The 22249-nt window shown below is 40.9% G+C and carries 12 protein-coding genes; 9 read left to right on the top strand and 3 right to left on the bottom strand.

Features of this window, described 5'->3' with window-relative positions; genetic code table 11:
• The first annotated feature begins 161 nt into the window (after positions 1 to 161).
• From EAL44_RS02260 to EAL44_RS07830, 5 genes are all read left to right on the top strand, one after another.
• A complete protein-coding gene (locus tag EAL44_RS02260) occupies positions 162 to 8834 on the top strand; it encodes a DNA-directed RNA polymerase subunit beta/beta' (RefSeq protein ID WP_121074273.1) in 8673 nt (2890 codons plus the stop codon).
• 88 nt (positions 8835 to 8922) lie between these two features.
• Positions 8923 to 9330 (top strand): 30S ribosomal protein S12, encoded by a 408-nt coding sequence (gene rpsL, locus EAL44_RS02255; RefSeq protein ID WP_001142321.1) that lies wholly within the window; start codon positions 8923 to 8925, stop codon positions 9328 to 9330.
• 15 nt (positions 9331 to 9345) lie between these two features.
• Positions 9346 to 9813 carry a 30S ribosomal protein S7 gene (gene rpsG / locus EAL44_RS02250; protein WP_001254357.1) on the top strand — a complete coding sequence of 156 codons (468 nt, stop codon included), beginning with the start codon at positions 9346 to 9348 and terminating at the stop codon, positions 9811 to 9813.
• Positions 9814 to 9824: 11 nt separating this feature from the next.
• On the top strand, positions 9825 to 11903 hold the full coding sequence (gene fusA, locus EAL44_RS02245) for an elongation factor G (protein ID WP_121074270.1): 2079 nt from the start codon (positions 9825 to 9827) through the stop codon (positions 11901 to 11903).
• 547 nt (positions 11904 to 12450) lie between these two features.
• Positions 12451 to 12615: a hypothetical protein gene (locus EAL44_RS07830; protein WP_000744175.1), complete on the top strand. Its 165-nt coding sequence runs from the start codon at positions 12451 to 12453 to the stop codon at positions 12613 to 12615.
• A 189-nt stretch (positions 12616 to 12804) separates the two neighbouring features.
• Here EAL44_RS07830 and waaF read toward each other — a convergent pair whose 3' ends face one another.
• Positions 12805 to 13854 (bottom strand): lipopolysaccharide heptosyltransferase II, encoded by a 1050-nt coding sequence (gene waaF / locus EAL44_RS02240; protein WP_121074267.1) that lies wholly within the window; start codon positions 13852 to 13854, stop codon positions 12805 to 12807.
• Between the two features lie 61 nt (positions 13855 to 13915).
• Here waaF and hisS point away from each other — a divergent pair, with 61 nt between their 5' ends.
• Together hisS and asd are read left to right on the top strand one after the other, a co-directional pair.
• Entirely contained in the window at positions 13916 to 15244 is a 1329-nt protein-coding gene (gene hisS, locus EAL44_RS02235) for a histidine--tRNA ligase (protein ID WP_121074264.1), read from the top strand.
• Complete coding sequence (asd, locus tag EAL44_RS02230) at positions 15231 to 16271, top strand: aspartate-semialdehyde dehydrogenase (protein ID WP_121074261.1); 1041 nt, start codon at positions 15231 to 15233, stop codon at positions 16269 to 16271. The genes hisS and asd overlap by 14 nt, the downstream gene beginning before the upstream one ends.
• Before the next feature lie 188 nt (positions 16272 to 16459).
• Here asd and EAL44_RS02225 read toward each other — a convergent pair whose 3' ends face one another.
• Positions 16460 to 18217 (bottom strand): hypothetical protein, encoded by a 1758-nt coding sequence (locus EAL44_RS02225; RefSeq protein WP_121074258.1) that lies wholly within the window; start codon positions 18215 to 18217, stop codon positions 16460 to 16462.
• 278 nt (positions 18218 to 18495) lie between these two features.
• Entirely contained in the window at positions 18496 to 19239 is a 744-nt protein-coding gene (locus tag EAL44_RS02220; protein WP_121074255.1) for a carbonic anhydrase, read from the bottom strand.
• Positions 19240 to 19510: 271 nt separating this feature from the next.
• On the opposite strand from EAL44_RS02220, the gene EAL44_RS02215 reads away from it, so the two are divergent.
• Together EAL44_RS02215 and EAL44_RS02210 are read left to right on the top strand one after the other, a co-directional pair.
• Positions 19511 to 20686 carry a sugar transporter gene (locus EAL44_RS02215; protein ID WP_121074252.1) on the top strand — a complete coding sequence of 392 codons (1176 nt, stop codon included), beginning with the start codon at positions 19511 to 19513 and terminating at the stop codon, positions 20684 to 20686.
• 168 nt (positions 20687 to 20854) lie between these two features.
• The gene (locus EAL44_RS02210) at positions 20855 to 22234 is read left to right on the top strand and encodes an HP1184 family multidrug efflux MATE transporter (protein WP_121074249.1); all 1380 of its coding nucleotides are present in this window, start codon (positions 20855 to 20857) and stop codon (positions 22232 to 22234) included.
• Positions 22235 to 22249 lie beyond the last annotated feature (15 nt).

Raw genomic sequence — 22249 nt, 5'->3', positions numbered from 1 at the left:
CCATGATTTTGTTTGTGAGCGTGTGGCCTAAAGTGGTTAGTATTGCAGGTGGGTTTTGGTATTTTTATCATGGATGGTTCTAAAGTTTAAAGATCCTTTTGCAATGCTTACTTGAATTAATGCATTAAATAACTCAAAATTTTTGATCAAAGGCTTGAAATATGTCAAAAAAAATTCCCCTAAAAAACCGCTTGAGAGCTGATTTTACAAAAACCCCAACAGATTTAGAAGTTCCTAATTTATTATTATTACAACGAGACAGCTATGATTCTTTCTTGTATTCCAAAGATGGCAAAGAGAGCGGGATTGAAAAGGTTTTTAAATCCATTTTCCCTATCCAAGATGAACATAACCGCATCACTTTAGAATACGCAGGTTGCGAATTTGGCAAGTCTAAATACACTGTTAGAGAAGCGATGGAGAGGGGCATTACCTACTCTATCCCTCTCAAAATTAAAGTGCGTTTGATCTTGTGGGAAAAAGACACCAAGAGTGGCGAAAAGAACGGCATCAAGGATATTAAAGAACAAAGCATTTTCATTCGTGAGATCCCTTTGATGACAGAACGCACTTCATTTATTATTAATGGGGTGGAGCGCGTGGTGGTCAATCAGCTCCACAGAAGCCCCGGTGTGATTTTCAAAGAAGAGGAGTCTAGCACTTCTTTAAACAAGCTCATTTACACAGGGCAAATCATTCCCGATAGGGGTTCGTGGCTGTATTTTGAATACGATTCTAAAGATGTTTTGTATGCTCGTATCAACAAACGCCGTAAAGTGCCTGTTACTATTTTATTTAGGGCGATGGATTATCAAAAACAAGACATCATTAAAATGTTCTACCCGCTTGTTAAAGTGCGTTATGAAAACGATAAATATTTGATCCCGTTTGCTTCATTAGACGCTAATCAAAGAATGGAATTTGACTTGAAAGATTCACAAGGCAAGATCATTCTTTTAGCGGGTAAAAAGCTCACTTCAAGAAAGATTAAAGAGCTTAAAGAAAACCATTTAGAATGGGTGGAATACCCTATGGATATTTTAATCAATCGTCATTTAGCTGAGCCTGTTATGGTGGGGAAAGAAGTCATATTGGACATGCTCACTCAGCTAGATAAAAACAGATTAGAAAAAATCCACGATTTAGGCGTGCAAGAATTTATGATCATCAACGATCTAGCGTTAGGGCATGACGCTTCCATTATCCATTCTTTTTTGGCCGATTATGAGTCTTTGAAATTGCTCAAGCAAACTGAAAAGATTGATGATGAAAACGCTCTAGCGGCGATTCGTATCCATAAGGTTATGAAACCAGGCGATCCTGTTACGACTGAAGTGGCTAAGCAATTTGTCAAAAAACTTTTCTTTGACCCTGAACGCTATGATTTGACCATGGTGGGACGCATGAAAATGAATCACAAGTTAGGCTTGCATGTGCCTGATTACATCACGACTTTAACGCATGAAGATATTATCACCACCGTTAAATACCTCATGAAAATCAAAAACAATCAGGGCAAGATTGATGACAGAGACCACTTAGGCAATCGTAGGATCAGAGCCGTTGGGGAACTATTAGCCAATGAATTGCATTCAGGCTTAGTGAAAATGCAAAAGACCATTAAAGACAAGCTCACTACCATGAGCGGGGCTTTTGATTCGCTCATGCCCCATGACTTGGTTAATTCTAAAATGATCACAAGCACCATCATGGAATTTTTCATGGGCGGCCAGCTCTCGCAATTTATGGATCAAACTAACCCTTTGAGTGAGGTTACGCACAAACGACGCCTTTCAGCGCTCGGTGAAGGGGGGTTAGTGAAAGACAGGGTAGGGTTTGAAGCCAGGGATGTGCACCCCACGCATTATGGCCGAATTTGCCCTATTGAGACTCCAGAAGGTCAAAATATCGGTTTGATCAACACCCTTTCCACTTTCACGAGGGTGAATGATTTAGGCTTTATTGAAGCCCCTTATAAAAAGGTTGTGGATGGCAAAGTGGTGGGCGAGACGATTTATTTGACCGCTATTCAAGAAGACAGCCACATCATCGCTCCTGCAAGCACTCCTATTGATGAAGAGGGTAATATTTTGGGCGATTTGATTGAAACGCGCGTGGAAGGCGAAATCGTTTTAAACGAAAAAAGCAAAGTTACCTTAATGGATTTAAGCTCTAGCATGCTAGTAGGGGTCGCCGCATCGCTCATTCCTTTCTTAGAACATGATGACGCCAACCGCGCCTTAATGGGGACTAACATGCAGCGCCAAGCCGTGCCTTTGTTAAGAAGCGACGCCCCCATTGTAGGCACAGGGATTGAAAAAATTATCGCTAGGGATTCTTGGGGAGCGATCAAGGCCAATCGTGCAGGCGTTGTAGAAAAAATTGATTCTAAAAACATTTACATTTTAGGCGAAGGCAAAGAAGAGGCCTATATTGATGCGTATTCTTTGCAAAAAAACTTACGCACCAACCAAAACACCAGTTTCAATCAAGTCCCTATCGTTAAGGTGGGCGATAAAGTGGAAGCTGGGCAAATCATCGCTGATGGCCCTAGCATGGACAGAGGCGAGTTAGCGTTAGGGAAAAATGTGCGCGTGGCGTTCATGCCTTGGAATGGCTATAACTTTGAAGATGCGATCGTGGTGAGTGAGCGCATCACTAAAGACGATATTTTCACTTCCACCCACATTTATGAAAAAGAAGTGGATGCTAGGGAGCTTAAGCATGGCGTGGAAGAATTTACCGCTGATATTCCTGATGTGAAAGAAGAAGCGCTCGCTCATCTTGATGAAAGCGGGATCGTTAAAGTCGGCACTTATGTGAGCGCTGGCATGATTTTAGTGGGCAAGACTTCTCCTAAAGGCGAGATTAAAAGCACGCCTGAAGAGCGGCTTTTAAGGGCTATTTTTGGGGATAAAGCTGGGCATGTGGTCAATAAGAGTTTGTATTGCCCCCCCAGTTTGGAAGGCACGGTGATTGATGTGAAAGTCTTCACTAAAAAAGGCTATGAGAAAGACGCACGGGTTTCGAGCGCGTATGAAGAAGAAAAAGCCAAGCTTGATATGGAGCATTTTGACCGCTTGATCATGCTCAATAGAGAAGAATTGTTGCGCATTAGTTCGCTCCTTTCTCAAGCGATTTTAGAAGAGCCTTTCAGCCATAATGGTAAGGATTATAAAGAAGGCGATCAAATCCCTAAAGAAGAAATCGCTTCAATCAACCGCTTCACTTTGGCTAGTTTGGTCAAAAAGTATTCTAAAGAAGTGCAAAACCACTATGAAATCACTAAAAACAATTTCTTAGAGCAAAAGAAAGTTTTGGGTGAAGAGTATGAAGAAAAGCTCTCTATTTTAGAAAAAGACGATATTTTGCCTAATGGCGTGATCAAAAAAGTCAAGCTCTATATCGCTACAAAACGAAAGCTTAAAGTGGGCGATAAAATGGCAGGAAGGCATGGGAATAAAGGGATTGTGTCTAATATCGTGCCGGTTGCGGATATGCCTTATACCGCTGATGGCGAGCCTGTGGATATTGTCTTAAACCCTTTAGGCGTGCCAAGCCGCATGAACATTGGGCAGATTTTAGAAATGCATTTAGGCTTAGTGGGGAAAGAGTTTGGGAAACAAATCGCTAGCATGCTAGAGGATAAAACCAAAGATTTTGCCAAAGAATTGCGCGCTAAAATGCTAGAAATCGCTAACGCCATTAATGAAAAAGATCCCTTGACAATCCATGCGCTTGAGAGTTGTTCTGATGAAGAGCTTTTAGAATACGCAAAAGACTGGAGCAAGGGCGTTAAGATGGCTATCCCTGTGTTTGAAGGCATCTCGCAAGAAAAATTTTATAAGCTATTTGAGTTAGCCAAAATCGCTATGGATGGCAAAATGGATTTGTATGACGGACGCACAGGCGAGAAAATGAGGGAGCGCGTGAATGTGGGCTATATGTATATGATCAAACTCCACCATTTAGTGGATGAAAAAGTCCATGCCAGAAGCACAGGCCCTTATAGCTTAGTAACGCACCAGCCTGTTGGGGGTAAAGCACTCTTTGGGGGTCAAAGGTTTGGGGAAATGGAAGTGTGGGCGTTGGAAGCTTATGGTGCAGCGCACACTCTCAAAGAAATGCTTACCATTAAATCCGATGATATTAGAGGCAGAGAGAACGCTTATAGGGCTATCGCCAAAGGTGAGCAAGTGGGCGAGAGCGAAATCCCTGAGACTTTCTATGTCTTGACTAAAGAATTGCAATCGCTCGCTTTGGATATTAATATTTTTGGGGACGATGTGGATGAGGATGGAGCGCCTAAACCCATTATGATTAAAGAAGATGACAGGCCTAAAGACTTTAGCTCTTTCCAACTCACTCTAGCCAGCCCTGAAAAAATCCATTCTTGGAGTTATGGGGAAGTTAAAAAGCCAGAAACGATCAATTATCGCACCCTAAAACCTGAACGAGACGGCTTGTTTTGCATGAAAATCTTTGGACCTACTAAAGATTATGAATGCTTGTGCGGTAAATACAAAAAGCCTCGCTTCAAAGACATTGGCACATGCGAAAAATGCGGCGTGGCGATCACGCACTCCAAAGTCAGGCGTTTTAGAATGGGGCATATTGAATTGGCCACTCCTGTAGCGCATATTTGGTATGTCAATTCCTTGCCTAGCCGTATTGGCACGCTTTTAGGCGTTAAGATGAAAGATTTAGAGCGCGTGTTGTATTATGAAGCTTATATTGTTAAAGAGCCAGGCGAAGCCGCTTATGACAATGAAGGCACTAAGCTTGTGATGAAATACGATATTTTGAATGAAGAGCAGTATCAAAATATCTCACGAAGATACGAAGACAGGGGCTTTGTAGCGCAAATGGGCGGCGAAGCGATCAAGGATTTGTTAGAAGAAATTGATTTGATCACCTTATTGCAAAGTTTGAAAGAAGAAGTGAAAGACACCAATTCTGATGCGAAAAAGAAAAAACTCATTAAGCGTTTGAAAGTGGTAGAAAGCTTTTTAAATTCTGGTAACAGGCCTGAATGGATGATGCTCACGGTTTTACCGGTATTGCCACCGGATTTAAGGCCTTTAGTCGCTCTAGATGGCGGGAAGTTTGCGGTCAGCGATGTGAATGAATTGTATCGTCGTGTCATCAATCGTAACCAACGCTTGAAACGCCTAATGGAGCTTGGGGCACCAGAAATCATTGTGCGCAACGAAAAAAGGATGTTGCAAGAAGCCGTGGATGTGCTTTTTGATAACGGCCGCAGCACCAATGCGGTTAAAGGGGCTAACAAACGCCCTTTAAAATCGCTCAGCGAGATCATTAAAGGCAAGCAAGGGCGTTTCAGGCAAAACCTTTTAGGTAAGCGCGTGGATTTTTCAGGCAGAAGCGTGATTGTGGTTGGGCCTAATCTTAAAATGGATGAATGCGGGTTGCCTAAAAACATGGCGTTAGAACTCTTCAAACCGCATTTGTTATCCAAGCTTGAAGAGAGAGGCTATGCTACCACGCTCAAACAAGCTAAACGCATGATTGAACAAAAAAGCAATGAAGTGTGGGAGTGCTTGCAAGAAATCACAGAGGGGTATCCGGTGTTGCTCAACCGCGCTCCTACCTTGCACAAGCAATCCATTCAAGCGTTCCATCCAAAGCTGATTGACGGCAAAGCGATCCAATTGCACCCGTTAGTGTGTTCAGCGTTTAACGCCGATTTTGACGGGGACCAAATGGCGGTGCATGTGCCTTTAAGCCAGGAAGCGATCGCTGAATGCAAGGTGCTCATGCTGAGCTCTATGAATATCCTTCTACCCGCTAGCGGTAAAGCCGTAGCCATTCCTAGCCAGGATATGGTTTTAGGGCTTTATTATCTTTCTTTAGAAAAGAGTGGGGTTAAGGGCGAGCATAAGCTTTTTTCTAGCGTGAATGAAATCATCACCGCTATTGACACGAAAGAATTAGACATCCACGCAAAGATTAGGGTTTTAGATCAAGGGAATATTATCGCTACGAGTGCGGGGCGCATGATCATCAAGTCCATTTTGCCTGATTTTATCCCTACGGATTTGTGGAACAGACCCATGAAGAAAAAAGATATTGGCGTGCTTGTGGATTATGTGCATAAAGTCGGCGGTATCGGCATTACCGCAACCTTTTTGGATAATTTGAAAACGCTTGGCTTCAGGTATGCGACTAAGGCTGGTATTTCTATCTCTATGGAGGATATTATCACGCCAAAAGACAAGCAAAAAATGGTGGAAAAAGCCAAAGTAGAAGTTAAAAAAATCCAGCAACAATACGATCAAGGGTTGCTCACTGACCAAGAGCGTTACAATAAAATCATTGACACTTGGACTGAAGTCAATGACAGAATGAGTAAAGAAATGATGACCGCTATCGCGCAAGATAAAGAGGGCTTTAACTCGATTTATATGATGGCGGATAGTGGCGCAAGGGGGAGTGCGGCACAAATCCGTCAGCTTTCAGCGATGAGGGGTCTTATGACAAAGCCGGATGGCAGTATCATTGAAACGCCCATTATTTCTAACTTTAAAGAGGGGTTGAATGTCTTAGAATACTTTAACTCCACGCATGGCGCTAGAAAGGGCTTAGCGGATACGGCGCTAAAAACCGCCAATGCGGGGTATTTGACAAGAAAGCTCATTGATGTTTCGCAAAATGTCAAGGTGGTATCTGATGATTGCGGCACGCATGAAGGGATTGAAATCACGGATATTGCGGTGGGGAGTGAATTGATTGAGCCTTTAGAAGAGCGTATTTTTGGGCGCGTTTTATTAGAAGATGTGATCGATCCCATTACGAATGAAATCTTGCTTTATGCGGACACTTTGATTGATGAAGAGGGCGCTAAAAAGGTGGTTGAAGCCGGGATTAAATCCATTACGATCCGCACCCCAGTAACTTGTAAAGCGCCAAAGGGCGTGTGCGCGAAATGCTATGGCTTGAATTTAGGCGAAGGCAAGATGAGCTATCCAGGTGAAGCAGTGGGCGTGGTAGCCGCGCAATCTATCGGGGAGCCTGGAACGCAGCTCACTTTAAGGACTTTCCATGTGGGCGGGACAGCGAGCAGGAGTCAGGATGAGCGCGAGATCGTGGCGAGCAAAGAAGGTTTTGTGCGTTTTTATAACCTTAGGACTTACACGAATAAAGAAGGTAAAAACATTATCGCTAACCGCCGTAACGCTTCTATTTTAGTGGTAGAGCCTAAGATTAAAGCGCCTTTTGATGGGGAATTACGCATTGAAACGGTTTATGAAGAAGTCGTTGTGAGCGTGAAAAATGGCGATCAGGAAGCTAAATTCGTTTTAAGAAGAAGCGATATTGTCAAGCCGAGCGAATTAGCCGGCGTTGGCGGTAAGATTGAAGGGAAAGTGTATTTGCCTTACGCTAGCGGGCATAAGGTGCATAAGGGGGGGAGTATCGCTGATATTATCCAAGAGGGCTGGAATGTGCCTAATCGCATCCCTTATGCGAGCGAATTGCTAGTCAAGGATAATGACCCTATTGCGCAAGATGTGTATGCCAAAGAAAAAGGCGTGATCAAATACTATGTTTTAGAGGCTAACCATTTGGAGCGCACCCATGGGATCAAAAAGGGCGATATTGTGAGCGAAAAAGGCTTGTTTGCGGTGATAGCTGATGATAATGGTAGGGAAGCCGCTCGCCATTATATCGCTAGGGGTTCTGAGATCTTGATTGATGATAATAGTGAAGTGGGCGCTAATAGCGTGATTTCTAAACCCACGACTAACACTTTCAAAACGATTGCTACATGGGATCCTTACAACACCCCTATCATTGCGGACTTTAAGGGTAAGGTGAGTTTTGTGGATATTATCGCAGGGGTTACGGTCGCTGAAAAAGAAGACGAAAATACCGGTATCACCAGTTTAGTGGTGAATGATTACATCCCAAGCGGGTACAAACCAAGCTTGTTTTTAGAGGGGGCTAATGGCGAAGAAGTGCGTTATTTCCTAGAGCCAAAAACTTCTATCGCCATCAGCGATGGTTCTAGCGTGGAACAAGCTGAAGTGCTAGCGAAGATCCCTAAAGCGACCGTTAAATCCAGGGATATTACCGGAGGTCTCCCAAGGGTTTCTGAACTTTTTGAAGCGAGAAAACCCAAGCCTAAAGATGTGGCGATCCTTTCTGAAGTGGATGGGATAGTGAGTTTTGGCAAACCCATTCGCAATAAAGAACACATCATCGTAACTTCTAAAGATGGCCGTTCCATGGATTATTTTGTGGATAAAGGCAAGCAAATTCTAGTGCATGCTGATGAATTTGTGCATGCGGGAGAGGCGATGACAGATGGAGTAATCTCAAGCCATGATATTTTAAGGATCAGCGGTGAAAAAGAGCTTTATAAATACATTGTGAGCGAAGTCCAACAAGTGTATCGCAGACAGGGGGTAAGCATTGCGGACAAACACATTGAAATCATTGTGTCTCAAATGTTAAGGCAAGTGCGCATCTTAGACAGCGGGGATAGCAAGTTTATTGAAGGGGATTTAGTCAGTAAAAAACTCTTCAAAGAAGAAAACGCTCGTGTGATCGCTTTAAAAGGCGAGCCAGCGATTGCTGAACCGGTGCTTTTAGGGATCACCAGAGCGGCTATTGGGAGCGATAGCATCATTTCAGCGGCCTCTTTCCAAGAAACGACTAAAGTTTTAACAGAAGCCAGTATTGCGATGAAAAAAGACTTTTTAGAAGATTTGAAAGAGAATGTGGTGTTGGGGAGGATGATCCCTGTGGGAACAGGCATGTATAAGAATAAAAAAATCGTGTTAAGAGCGCTTGAGGATAACTCTAAATTTTGATATAAAAAATCGGTTAAGATTTTTAAAAGAAAAATTAGGGTAAAATGGGAGAACTTTTAGTTTTAAATTTTTAGAATAAGGAAAAATAGTGCCTACTATCAATCAGTTGATTAGAAAAGAAAGGAAAAAGGTGGTTAAAAAAACGAAATCACCTGCATTAGTGGAATGCCCTCAAAGGAGAGGGGTTTGTACTAGGGTTTATACGACTACCCCTAAAAAGCCTAACTCGGCTTTAAGAAAGGTCGCTAAGGTCCGTTTGACTAGTAAATTTGAAGTGATCAGTTACATCCCTGGTGAAGGGCATAACTTGCAAGAACACTCCATTGTGTTAGTGCGTGGGGGTAGAGTCAAGGATCTACCCGGTGTGAAATACCACATCGTTCGTGGCGCTTTAGACACTGCAGGGGTCAATAAAAGAACGGTTTCACGCTCTAAATACGGGACTAAAAAAGCTAAAGCGACCGACAAGAAAGCAACAGACAACAAGAAAAAATAAGAGGAAAACAAAAACATGAGAAGAAGAAAAGCACCCGTTAGGGAGGTTTTGGGCGATCCTGTTTATGGGAACAAAGTGGTTACCAAGTTTATCAACAAGATGATGTTCGACGGCAAGAAAAGCGTAGCGGAAAAAATCATCTACAAAGCTTTTAATAAGATTGAAGAAAAAAGCGGTGAAAAAGGGATTGAGGTGTTTGAAAAAGCCCTAGAAAGAGTGCGTCCTTTAGTGGAAGTGCGCAGCAGAAGAGTGGGCGGGGCTACCTATCAAGTGCCGGTGGAAGTGAGGGCGAGCCGCCAGCAGTCGCTATCTATCCGTTGGATTTTAGAAGCGACCAGAAAACGCAATGAAAGAATGATGGTGGATAGATTGGCTAACGAGCTTATGGATGCGGCTAGCGATAAGGGTGCGGCTTTTAAGAAAAAAGAAGATGTGCATAAAATGGCAGAAGCGAATAAAGCGTTCGCGCACTACCGCTGGTAATTGGAGTTAGAATGGCTAGAAAAACCCCATTAAATAGGATCAGGAATATCGGTATCGCCGCTCACATTGATGCCGGGAAAACCACCACTTCTGAAAGGATTTTATTCTATACAGGCGTGAGCCATAAGATTGGCGAAGTGCATGACGGCGCGGCGACAATGGATTGGATGGAGCAAGAAAAAGAAAGAGGGATCACTATCACTTCTGCGGCAACAACTTGTTTTTGGAAGGATCACCAAATCAATTTGATTGACACCCCAGGGCATGTGGATTTCACTATTGAAGTGGAACGATCCATGCGCGTGCTAGATGGTGCGGTTTCGGTGTTTTGCTCGGTGGGGGGCGTGCAGCCTCAAAGCGAGACTGTGTGGCGTCAAGCGAATAAATACGGCGTGCCTAGGATTGTTTTTGTCAATAAAATGGATAGGATTGGGGCGAATTTCTATAATGTAGAAAACCAGATCAAGCAACGCTTGAAAGCTAATCCTGTGCCTATTAATATCCCTATTGGGGCTGAAGACACTTTCATTGGCGTGATTGATTTAGTCCAAATGAAGGCGATTGTTTGGAATAATGAAACCATGGGAGCCAAATACGATGTGGAAGAAATCCCTAGCGATTTGTTAGAAAAGGCTAAACAATACCGAGAAAAGCTTGTAGAAGCCGTAGCCGAGCAAGATGAAGCCTTGATGGAAAAGTATTTGGGCGGTGAAGAATTGAGTGTTGAAGAAATCAAAAAAGGCATTAAAGCGGGCTGTTTGAACATGAGCCTTGTCCCCATGCTTTGTGGTTCTTCTTTTAAAAATAAAGGCGTGCAGACTTTATTAGACGCAGTCATTGATTACTTGCCAGCGCCTACGGAGGTTGTGGATATTAAAGGGATTGATCCAAAAACCGAAGAAGAAGTTTTTGTGAAATCCAGCGATGATGGCGAGTTTGCCGGTTTGGCGTTTAAAATCATGACGGATCCTTTTGTGGGCCAACTCACTTTTGTGCGCGTGTATCGCGGCAAGCTAGAGTCCGGTAGCTATGTGTATAACTCCACCAAAGACAAAAAAGAGCGCGTGGGGAGGCTTCTTAAAATGCACTCCAACAAGAGAGAGGATATTAAAGAAGTTTATGCGGGTGAGATTTGTGCGTTTGTGGGCTTAAAAGACACGCTAACTGGGGACACGCTTTGCGATGAAAAAAATGCGGTTGTTTTAGAGAGGATGGAATTTCCTGAGCCAGTCATTCACATCGCTGTGGAGCCTAAAACGAAAGCAGACCAAGAAAAAATGGGCGTAGCGTTAGGCAAGCTCGCTGAAGAAGATCCAAGCTTTAGGGTGATGACTCAAGAAGAAACCGGGCAAACCCTTATTGGTGGTATGGGTGAATTGCACCTAGAAATCATCGTGGATAGATTGAAAAGAGAATTTAAGGTGGAAGCCGAAATCGGTCAGCCACAAGTCGCCTTTAGAGAGACTATCCGCTCCAGCGTGAGCAAAGAGCATAAATACGCTAAGCAAAGCGGTGGCCGTGGGCAATACGGGCATGTGTTTATCAAGCTTGAGCCTAAAGAGCCTGGCAGTGGGTATGAATTTGTGAATGAAATTTCTGGGGGCGTGATCCCTAAAGAATATATCCCTGCGGTGGATAAGGGTATCCAAGAAGCGATGCAAAATGGCGTTTTGGCAGGCTATCCGGTGGTGGATTTTAAAGTTACCCTTTATGATGGGAGCTACCATGATGTGGATTCTTCGGAAATGGCGTTTAAAATCGCTGGATCTATGGCGTTTAAAGAAGCGAGTCGCGCGGCTAATCCGGTTTTACTAGAGCCTATGATGAAAGTGGAAGTGGAAGTCCCTGAAGAATACATGGGCGATGTGATTGGCGATTTGAATAGAAGAAGAGGGCAAATCAATTCTATGGACGATAGATTAGGCTTGAAAATCGTGAACGCTTTTGTGCCGTTGGTGGAAATGTTTGGCTATTCTACGGATTTACGATCAGCCACTCAAGGGCGTGGGACTTACTCCATGGAGTTTGATCATTATGGCGAAGTGCCTAGCAATATCTCTAAGGAAATTGTAGAAAAACGCAAGGGCTGATTTGATTGTAACGCTCTCTTATTTTAGGGGGTGTTATAGGCACTATTTAAACTTTTTCTCTTTTGGGTTTAAAAAGACTTCTTGAGTGTTTTTATCCCTTTTTATCTCTTTTAATGACCTTTTTTCGTTTGCTATAAAATTGTTTTTTGGCTCTCTCGTCAAACAGGAGTCATTAAAACTTTTTAATTTTTTAAAAAATGGGGTTTTGGTTGCTTTGTTTTATAGTAAAGTTCATTTTCTTAAGTTTATTTAAGACTCATTTTTTAAGGGATAGGGGGTATTTTGAAATAACTTTTCCCCTAATACCTATAAGAGCACGCTATAAGAAATTCCGCTTGACTAACAACAAGCTCTTTTATATTCAATCTTAAAAACGCTTTTGAGCGTTTTTATTTTTTAAGAAAAATGACTGATTGCTCCCATGCGCTTTTGATGTAACAAAACGCAATCTACAAATTTCTTTAGTGAAAATTTTATTAGTTTCTATTCGTTTACTTTTGAGAAATATAATTCTCTCGCTTTTAAGATCATCACAAGGAGTTTTCGTATGAAAAAGCAAATCTTGACAGGTGTTTTATTATCAGTTTTGGCAGTGAGTTCTGCATACGCTCACAAAGATAAAAAAGACGCTAAAAAACCTGAGTTAAGCTCTCAATTAGTGGCTCACAAAGATAAAAAAGACGCTAAAAAACCTAAAAACTCAGTGGCCTAATGGCTTTGACTCAAAAAAGCGTTTTTAAAAACGCTTTTTTGGATATTATCCTATAATTTCCTACCATTTTTTAAAACCCTTGATAGGATTTATCGCTCTTCTCACGCTTTCAAAAGTAAAGTTTAAATCTTTTATACACAGAGTTTTATCAATGTGGCTGTGTTTTTTAAAAAGCGTATAAAAAGGCGTTTAAGACTCTTCTAAAAGAGTGTGAGCAGCTTGAAGGACTTCAAGGGGCGTGATAGATCGCATGCACAAATGGTTTTTTTCGTTCTTTAAAGGGCAAACTCGTTTCTTGCAAGGCGCACAGCTTAAATGGTGGTTTAACACAATCGTTTTTTGAGCTTTATAGGGGCGAGTCTCTTTTTCATCAGTGGGGCCAAAAAGAGCGATTAAGGGGGTTTGTGCGCTAGCAGCCACATGCATGGGACCGCTATCGTTAGTGATGAATAAATCTAAAATTGCGATGCGTTGTATCAATTCTTCAATGCTTGTTTTCCCGCACAGATTGTAAGCGTTACGGGATAATAAGGGGTTTTTTAACAAGCCTTTGATGAGTTTTAAAATTTCTTCAGAAACGATAGTATCTTCTTTAGCCCCAAAAAAATAAATTTCATGCCCTTTTTCTAACAAAGCAACCGCAACTTCAGCGTAATAAGAAGCTGGCCATCTTTTAGCGCTCCCATAGCTTGCGCTAGGGTTAAAGCCGATTTTTTTAGGGGTGTTTGGGGTGTGAGTGGGGAGGTTAAAGGCTAGTTTTAAGGGTAAAACGCTTTTTTTATCCAATTCTTTTTCTAAAAATTGCGAAAACAAAAAGCAATACTTTTCCACTTGATGATACTCTTTAGGGGCAGGAGTTATTGCATGGCTAAGGAAAAAAGAACGAAAAAATTGAGCAAAACCGATGCGAATAGGCGTTTTTGTCGCATAGAGCAAAAAAGCGGAATAAAAATGGTTGTTTAAGGTGATCGCTATATCGCAACGCCCTATTTTTTGAGCGAGTTTGTAAGTGGCTAGCAGCCTGAAAAAGGATTTTTTGGTGTCGTCTGTAAAAACGGCTTCTATTTTTTCATCTTTTTTGAAAAGTTCGCAAGTAATGGCTGAGCCCACTAAGATAAAATACGCGTTAGGGTAGTGGTGTTTAAGGGTGTAAAAAAGCGAGCTTGCCATCACCCCATCGCCTAACCAATTAGGCAAACGCAATAAAATACGCATGCGTTTGGGCGCATTTACGCTCATCAATAGCCCTTTTTTAAAGAATTTAAGCTAAAATTTTAGCATACAAATACAAGGAAATGGAATGATTACCCCTAAAGTGTTGAGCGGGTTTAAAGACCGCTTGCCTAAAGATGCGATACAAAAAGCCCAGTTACTTGCGAAAGTTTCAGTCGTGTTTCAAAGTTTTGGTTTTGTGCCGATTGAAACCCCTCATTTGGAATACGCTGAAGCGCTACTACCTGATGCGAGCAGCGATATTCAAAAAGAAATTTATCGTTTTAAAGACCATGGGGATAGGGATGTGGCTTTAAGGTTTGATTTGACCGTGCCATTAGCCCGCTTTGTTTCTTTGCACCACCAAATATTAGGCATGCCCTTTAAACGCTACGCCATAGGCAATGTCTTTAGGGGTGAAAGGGCGCAAAAAGGGCGTTACAGGGAATTTACGCAATGCGATTTTGATTTTATAGGGAGCGAGAGCTTGGTGTGCGATGCTGAGATCATTCAAGTGATTATCGCTTCCTTAAAAGCTTTGGATTTAGAAGATTTTTGCGTTTCTATCAACCACAGAAAAATTTTGAATGGGATATGCGAATATTTTGGGATCTCTCAAGTGAATGAAGTGTTGCGCATTGTGGATAAATTAGAAAAAATTGGCTTGAATGGGGTTGAAGAAGAATTAAAAAAAGAGTGCGATTTGAATCCAAACACCATTAAAGAGCTTTTAGAAATGGTTCAAATCCAACAAAACGATTTAAGCCATGCGGAATTTTTTGAAAAAATTGCTTATTTGAAAGACTATAATGAGAATCTAAAAAAAGGCATACAGGATTTAGAAAGGCTATACCAGTTGCTAGGGGATTTACAAATTTCTCAAAACCTGTATAAAATTGATTTTTCTATCGCTAGAGGGTTAGGGTATTATACAGGGATTGTGTATGAAACCACGCTTAATGATATGAAGTCTTTAGGGAGCGTGTGTTCAGGGGGGCGTTACGATCATTTGACTAAAAATTTTTCTAAAGAAAATTTACAAGGGGTAGGGGCTTCTATTGGGATTGATAGATTGATTGTGGCTTTGAGTGAAATGCAATTATTAGACGAGCGTTCCACCCAGGCTAAAGTCTTAATCGCTTGCATGCATGAAGAGTATTTTTCTTACGCCAACCGCTTAGCGGAGTCTTTAAGGCAAAGCGGAATTTTTAGCGAAGTCTATCCAGAAGCTCAAAAAATCAAAAAACCCTTTTCTTACGCCAACCACAAAGGGCATGAGTTTGTGGCTGTCATTGGCGAAGAAGAATTTAAAAGCGAAACTTTAAGCTTGAAAAACATGCATTCAGGCATGCAGTTGAATTGCTTGAGTTTTTTAAAAGCCCTTGAAATCATTGGAGAAAACGATGAAGACTTATAATGTCGCTATTGTCGGGGCTAGTGGGGCGGTAGGCCAAGAGCTGATTAAGGGTTTAGAAAATTCTTTTTTCCCGATTAAAAAATTTGTTCCGCTCGCTAGCGTTAGGAGTGCCGGTAAAAAGATCAAAGCTTTCAATAAAGACTATGAGATTTTAGAAACCACGCATGAAGTTTTTGAAAAAGAAAGAATAGACATCGCCTTTTTTAGCGCTGGGGGGAGCGTGAGCGAAGAATTTGCTACAAGCGCTTCAAAAACGGCCTTAGTGATTGATAACACGAGCTTTTTTAGATTGCATAAAGATGTGCCTTTAGTCGTGCCTGAAATCAACGCTAAAGAAATTTTTAACGCTCCCTTGAATATCATCGCTAACCCTAATTGCTCCACCATTCAAATGACGCAAATCTTAACCCCCTTACACCTTCATTTTAAGATAAAAAGCGTGATTGTTAGCACCTATCAAGCCGTGAGTGGGGCAGGGAATAAGGGTATAGAGAGCTTAAAAAATGAGCTAAAAACCGCTTTAGAATGTTTGGAAAAAGACCCTAATACCGATCTAAACCAGGTCTTGCAAGCTGGGGCTTTCGCTTATCCGATCGCTTTCAACGCGATCGCTCATATTGATACTTTTAAGGAGAATGGCTACACGAAAGAAGAGCTGAAAATGGTGCATGAAACCCATAAAATCATGGGCGTGGATTTCCCTATTAGCGCGACTTGTGTGCGCGTGCCGGTATTGAGGAGCCATAGCGAGAGTTTGAGTATCGCTTTTGAAAAAGAATTCGATCTCAAGGAAGTCTATGAAGTTTTAAAAAACGCCCCTAGCGTGGTTGTTTGCGATGATCCTAGCCATAATCTCTACCCCACGCCCTTAAAAGCGAGCCACACGGATAGCATCTTTATAGGGCGCTTGAGGAAGGATTTGTTTGATAAGAAAACTTTGCACGGCTTTTGCGTGGCGGATCAATTAAGAGTGGGGGCAGCCACCAATGCGCTCAAAATCGCCATGCATTACATTAAGAACGCTTAGTTTTAGTCAAGCGGTAATTCTTTAAAAAGCGTTATTAGAGAGTTAGAGAGGATTGTTCTAAAACCCTTATCCCCTTAAGGAAATGAGTTTTATTAAAAATGAAGCAACTAAAACCCTGCTTTTTAAAACATTAAGGCTTTAATTGTCAGTATTTAATGAAATAGCACTAGCGTTATTAAGTAACTTTCCTATTCAAACATATCCAACAATTCAGGTGATGTCTGGTATTGGTATTTATAGTCGTTACCTCTAAACTGATAAGCGCCATCAAAGATTTGAGCGGTCAATACATTTTTGATTTGTGGTAACTTCACATTCTTTAACGCTTCTCGTGGGACTTCAACCACCAATTCGTTTAACGCTTCGTCGCTTAAAGGGTTATCAATATCAAAAATGAAACTTAAGATATTGTGGAGTGAGTTATAGGTAACCCTGTCTATTAACGCATAAGTTAGTCTAATGCTCTCTGCTTGCTCTATGGCGGTTACGATGCTTTTAGATAGTCTAGGGCTGATACTATCAAGTTGTGTCGCTAAATCTGAGATAAAGCAATACCCTGCATCGGTGTCTATGGTGTTAGCAATCAATGTCTTACTCACTTTTTTGCCTTGTTTCATCGCTTTGAAAAGATTATTGACTTTAATGTTGTGGTTGTAACTCTGTCTGTAACTTTTGCTTATAGCACATTTTCGTTGCTCTCTTGTTTTAATTGCTTGTTGCTCCCAATTTTCTATTTCATCAACATTGAAAGTCTTTGGATACCCATACGCACGAACCCTACTTTGTGTCCTTTTAATAAATCCTTTAATTTCATTTTCAAATGTGTCTGTAAGGTTGCCAATATTGTGGGGCATATAAGTTGCTTTGATTTGTGTCTTAACAATGTCTTTAAAAGCTATACCATAATCGCCTTTTTCAGGGTTTTTATCAAAGAATGTATAGACTTGATTTTTTAGTCTTGTGAGAGAATTTGGTAATTTGCTAGGGACAGAGAATGTGATGTCAGTGAATTTCGCCCACACCTTACCAAATTTTTCGAGTTCAGTGCACACCAATTCCACATAGTATCTGTCTTTGTTATTATAGACACTATTTTCACAATAACAAATCGCCGCTTGATTGAATTGTCTCGCCCATAATAACAAATGATTTCTTAAATAAAATGTGCTACTAGGTTCATTGACAAATACAAAAAAGCTAGTCTCTTTATCAGGGATAAGGTCGTCTTTTAAACTTTCTTTCCAATAACCTGTTACTTGAATATAACCTAAAAAGTCTCGCTTACTATCCAATAGTGATTTTAGCTGTCGTGTTCTTTCCATATTGTCTTTTTGAGTGTAGCGGTATCTTGTAACAAATTCTTTACTAGACATAAGGTCTCTCATTGTGGTTTCACTTTTAGGATTTAAGAATTTATTAACAAAAGACTTACCTAATGCTGTGGATAGTTTGAGAGCGATAGTCCTATACTCTCTCAAAAAGGCATCAGCAAGATAAGAAGCGTCTATGGGGTTAGGGTCGTCATTCCGTTTTTTAGATACTTTGTCTAATTGAGAAACCTTATAACCGCTTTTATAAGCTTCAACTAGTTTTTCTCTTTCCTTTTCAGTAAAGTCTTTAATAAAAGCTTCTTTAAAAGGTCTAAACGCCGAGATAGTCCCAAAAGGTAGTCCGCTTTTGATTTTATTGACAATGCTATTAAGATTAGCGCTCTCAATCGTGGAAGCTTTAATAGGTGCGTCTTGTTGGTTTTTAAGTCGTGAGAGTTCCTCACCAAAGGCATCTAAAGTTTCGCTTAAAGATAAGTTGTCTTTTATCTTTACGCTAGGTTTATTTTGTCTAGCTAATTTCTTGTCCGCTAACGCCTTATCAATAGATGCTGTCAAGGAAGTGTGTCCTTTAGGCTCATCATCAACCCATTCTAAAAAATCGTAATTCAATAACATTATTGTGTCCTTTCGCTGTAAATTGATTTTAACCGCTCTTTAGTTAGAGAGCGATAGAAACTACTAACTTTAGCTAAAGATTGATTGTAGCCCATTTTACGCCTTATAGTCAATGTAAGATTTTATCAATGCTTTAGCAAACGCCTTTAATTCTTTAAGAGAGTGATAGTCTCTATTTTGACAATACAAATTGACTTTAGATTGTGTGGTTGCAATTTTTAGCGGTGTTTTATTAGAATAATTTTTATCTCTCTCTTTATAAAGAGAGAGTTTCCATTTTAGTGGGTCTCAGCTGAGCTTTTAATGATTACGGTGTTGTAGTCAGGTTGGACGGGGCGTTGGTTAGGCGAATTTTTCATGCGTTTTTTGATTTCAGCCAATTGTTTGGCAGAGACTTCCAAAGGCTCTTCTATGACAAACCATGCCACCCCTTCTGTGCAAGGAGGAGCGGTGAGAGAGCCGTTAAAATGGTAGTAATTGATAGTTTTGGGTAAGAAAGCGTCTAAAGCCACCTCTTTAAAATTCTGTTTCTTTTGAATGCCTTCTAAAATAGGATCAAGGTTGGGGTTTTCTTTCCCTTCTTCAAAACCTATCGCCAACACTAGCAAACGCCCTTTAGCGTCTTTATGCACGAAATGCGCGCTCAAAGGCCTAGTTTTATTATTGATTAAAAACTCCATAGGAGCGTGGAAATGCACATTATCCAGCACATAGTCATGCCCTCTATAATTGATGTGGTTAGTCGGTTCAAACGAAGCTTTTAAAGTGTGGTGGGTGAAAAAGACCGCTTTAGGTTTGGAAGCGGCGTATTTGAATTGCAAATCGGCTTTATCTTGCGTGTGGTAGTAATGCTCAATGTTGATGGGCGATTGGCTTTTACCGCTTTTGCACACTTCAAAATCTTTGTGCAGTTTGTCCCAACGGTGCGGGCCGTTTTCTTTATTTTTATAATCCCATTTGGTGTTTTCAGCACCTATAAGAGAAGCGGCTAGCGCTAAAGCGATCAAAAAAGTTTTTTTCATTTTAATTATCCTTTGTTCTAAAATTCTAAAATATTAAAAAGCAATTAATTCTAGCACTTAATAAACAATGACCGCAGTTACAAAAAATAGATTGGTTAAAAGTTGGAAATGATTTTAAATTCTGTTTTATATGGTAACAAATTTATTAAATTAATGCGCCTATGGAGCGGGAATATTTGTCTTAATCAGCCCCTAATTTACAAGCGGTTAAAATTTTTGCCCTATACTCTAAAATTTCAAATTGAATAAAATTTAACCCCTTAAGATTTAAATGATGATAACCAAACAATCGTATCAAAGATTCGCCTTAATGCGGGTTTTTGTGTTTTCGCTTTCGGCGTTTATTTTTAACACCACGGAGTTTGTCCCTGTCGCGCTCTTATCAGATATTGCAAAAAGTTTTGAAATGGAGAGCGCAACAGTGGGATTGATGATCACTCTTTATGCATGGATCGTGTCTCTTGGCTCATTGCCCTTGATGCTGCTTAGCGCTAAAGTTGAAAGGAAACGCTTATTGCTTTTTCTTTTTGCCCTTTTTATTCTCAGCCATATCCTTTCAGCGTTAGCATGGGATTTTTGGGTGCTACTCATTTCTCGTATGGGTATCGCTTTTGCCCACTCTATTTTTTGGTCCATCACGGCTTCTTTAGTCATTCGTGTCGCGCCAAGAAATAAAAAACAACAAGCTTTAGGGTTATTGGCATTAGGGAGTTCGTTAGCGATGATTTTAGGTTTGCCGCTTGGGAGGATCATCGGGCAAATTTTGGATTGGCGATCCACTTTTGGCGTGATTGGGGGCGTTGCGACTCTTATAATGCTGCTTATGTGGAAATTGCTCCCGCATTTACCGAGTAGAAATGCCGGCACGCTCGCAAGTGTCCCTATATTAATGAAACGCCCGCTTTTAGTGGGGATTTATTTGCTTGTGATCATGGTTATCTCTGGGCATTTCACCACTTATAGCTATATTGAGCCTTTTATCATTCAAATCAGCCAGTTTTCTCCTGACATTACGACGCTAATGCTGTTTGTTTTTGGGTTAGCGGGCGTGGCAGGGAGTTTTTTATTCGGTCGTTTGTATGCGAAAAATTCAAGAAAATTCATCGCTTTTGCAATGGTTTTAGTCATTTGCCCGCAACTCTTGCTGTTTGTGTTTAAAAATTTAGAGTGGGTGATCTTTTTGCAAATTTTCTTGTGGGGAGTGGGGATCACTTCACTCACTATTGCGTTGCAAATGAGAGTGTTACAGCTCGCCCCAGATGCTACGGATGTCGCGAGCGCAATTTTTTCGGGGAGCTATAATGTGGGGATTGGATCAGGAGCGCTGTTTGGCAGTATTGTGATCCACCAATTAGGGCTAGGGTATATTGGCTTTGTGGGTGGGGCTTTAGGTTTGTTGGCGCTCTTTTGGCTTAGATTCATTACGATAAAATTTAAAAAAACATAAGGAGCGTTAAAAGGATTAGCCCAATAAAGGAAATCCCTTTTGCGTTAAAAACCATTTTTAAAATTTAGTGATACGGCTTGAATCCAACCGTGCTAACGGACAGATTGCCTCTCTTTTTATGTTAAAATAGAAAAATTTGTCATAAATTTTAAGCGGTGTGTGGTTTAAATGCTCAAAAAAAAGATTGATTTGCATAAAGATTCTATTAGGAAGCTCTTTTTTTATTACTTTATCCCTTTAGCTTTTTCTATGATCTCACTTTCCACTTACTCTATGATAGATGGCATGTTTGTGGGCAAGAAACTGGGTAAAGAAGCTATCGCTGCGGTCAATATCGCATGGCCTATTTTTCCAGGACTCATTGCGTATGAATTGCTTTTTGGTTTTGGGGCAGCGAGTATTGTGGGGTATTTTTTGGGTCAAAATAAAACCCATAGGGCTAGGCTTGTGTTTAGCAGCGTGTTTTATTTTGTCGCTTTTAGCGCCTTTATTTTGAGCATGGCGTTATTGCCTTTTAGCGAAACTATCGCGCGTTTTTTTGGGAGCAATGACGCTTTATTGAGCATGTCCAAACGCTACATTGAAATCATTTTAATGGGCGCGGTTTTTATGGTTTTGCACCCTTTGGCGGATGTTTTTGTGGTGAATGACAAACGCCCCATTTTAGCGATGGTAGCGATGCTAGTTGGCTCGTTAGCGAATATCTTTTTCAACTATTGGTTTATTTTTGTGTTGGAAGTGGGGGTTCAAGGCAGCGCGATAGCCACCGTGATAGGGCATGCGATAGGGGTTTTAGTTTTAATGCAGCATTTTTGGCGCAAAAAAGGGCAATTGTATTTCGTCAAACGATTTTCCTTGTCTTCAGTCATTTCTTCAGCTAAAAGCGGTGTGCCTCAAAGCACGGCAGAATTTAGCGCTTCTATTATGATTTTATTGTTTAATACCGCTATCATGCACACGGCTGGGGAAAGGTTTGTGAGTATGTATGGGATCGTTATGTATAATGCGATTATCTTTTTTACGACTTTATTTGCGATTTCTCAAGGCATCCAACCGATTGCGAGCTTTAGCTATGGGGCTAGAAATTTAGAGCGCGTGAAAGAGGTGTTTGTTTTTGGTTTGAAAGCAGCGTTTTGTATAGGGATTGTTTTCTATGGCGCTTATTATTTCTTAGATGAATTTTTAATCAAGCTTTATTTGCAGCCAAGCGAACAAGACCCCCTTTTTATGCAAGAGACTAAAAGAGCGATGAATATTTATTATGTGGGCTATGTTTTTTTAGGCATGAATTTGTTGTGCGCGGTGTTTTTCCAATCCATCCAACGCACTAAAAGTTCGTTTATCATCACCCTTTCGCACACGCTAGGGTTTATCGTTATTTTATTGCCGATTTTAAGCCATTTCTATGGGGTTAATGGCATTTGGGTAACTTACCCTATCGCACAATTTTTAGCGTTTTTAACTGCGTTAGGGGTAACTTATTACGAAATCAAAAAAGGGGTTTTTACCACTTATAAAGAGAAAAACCCTATCGCTTTGAAAACTTAACCAATAAATAAGGTA

This window comes from Helicobacter pylori (assembly GCF_003637685.1).
GTDB lineage: Bacteria > Campylobacterota > Campylobacteria > Campylobacterales > Helicobacteraceae > Helicobacter > Helicobacter pylori_CJ.
Note: the sequence above shows the minus strand (reverse complement) of the source record. Positions and strands in the feature narration are given on the sequence as shown.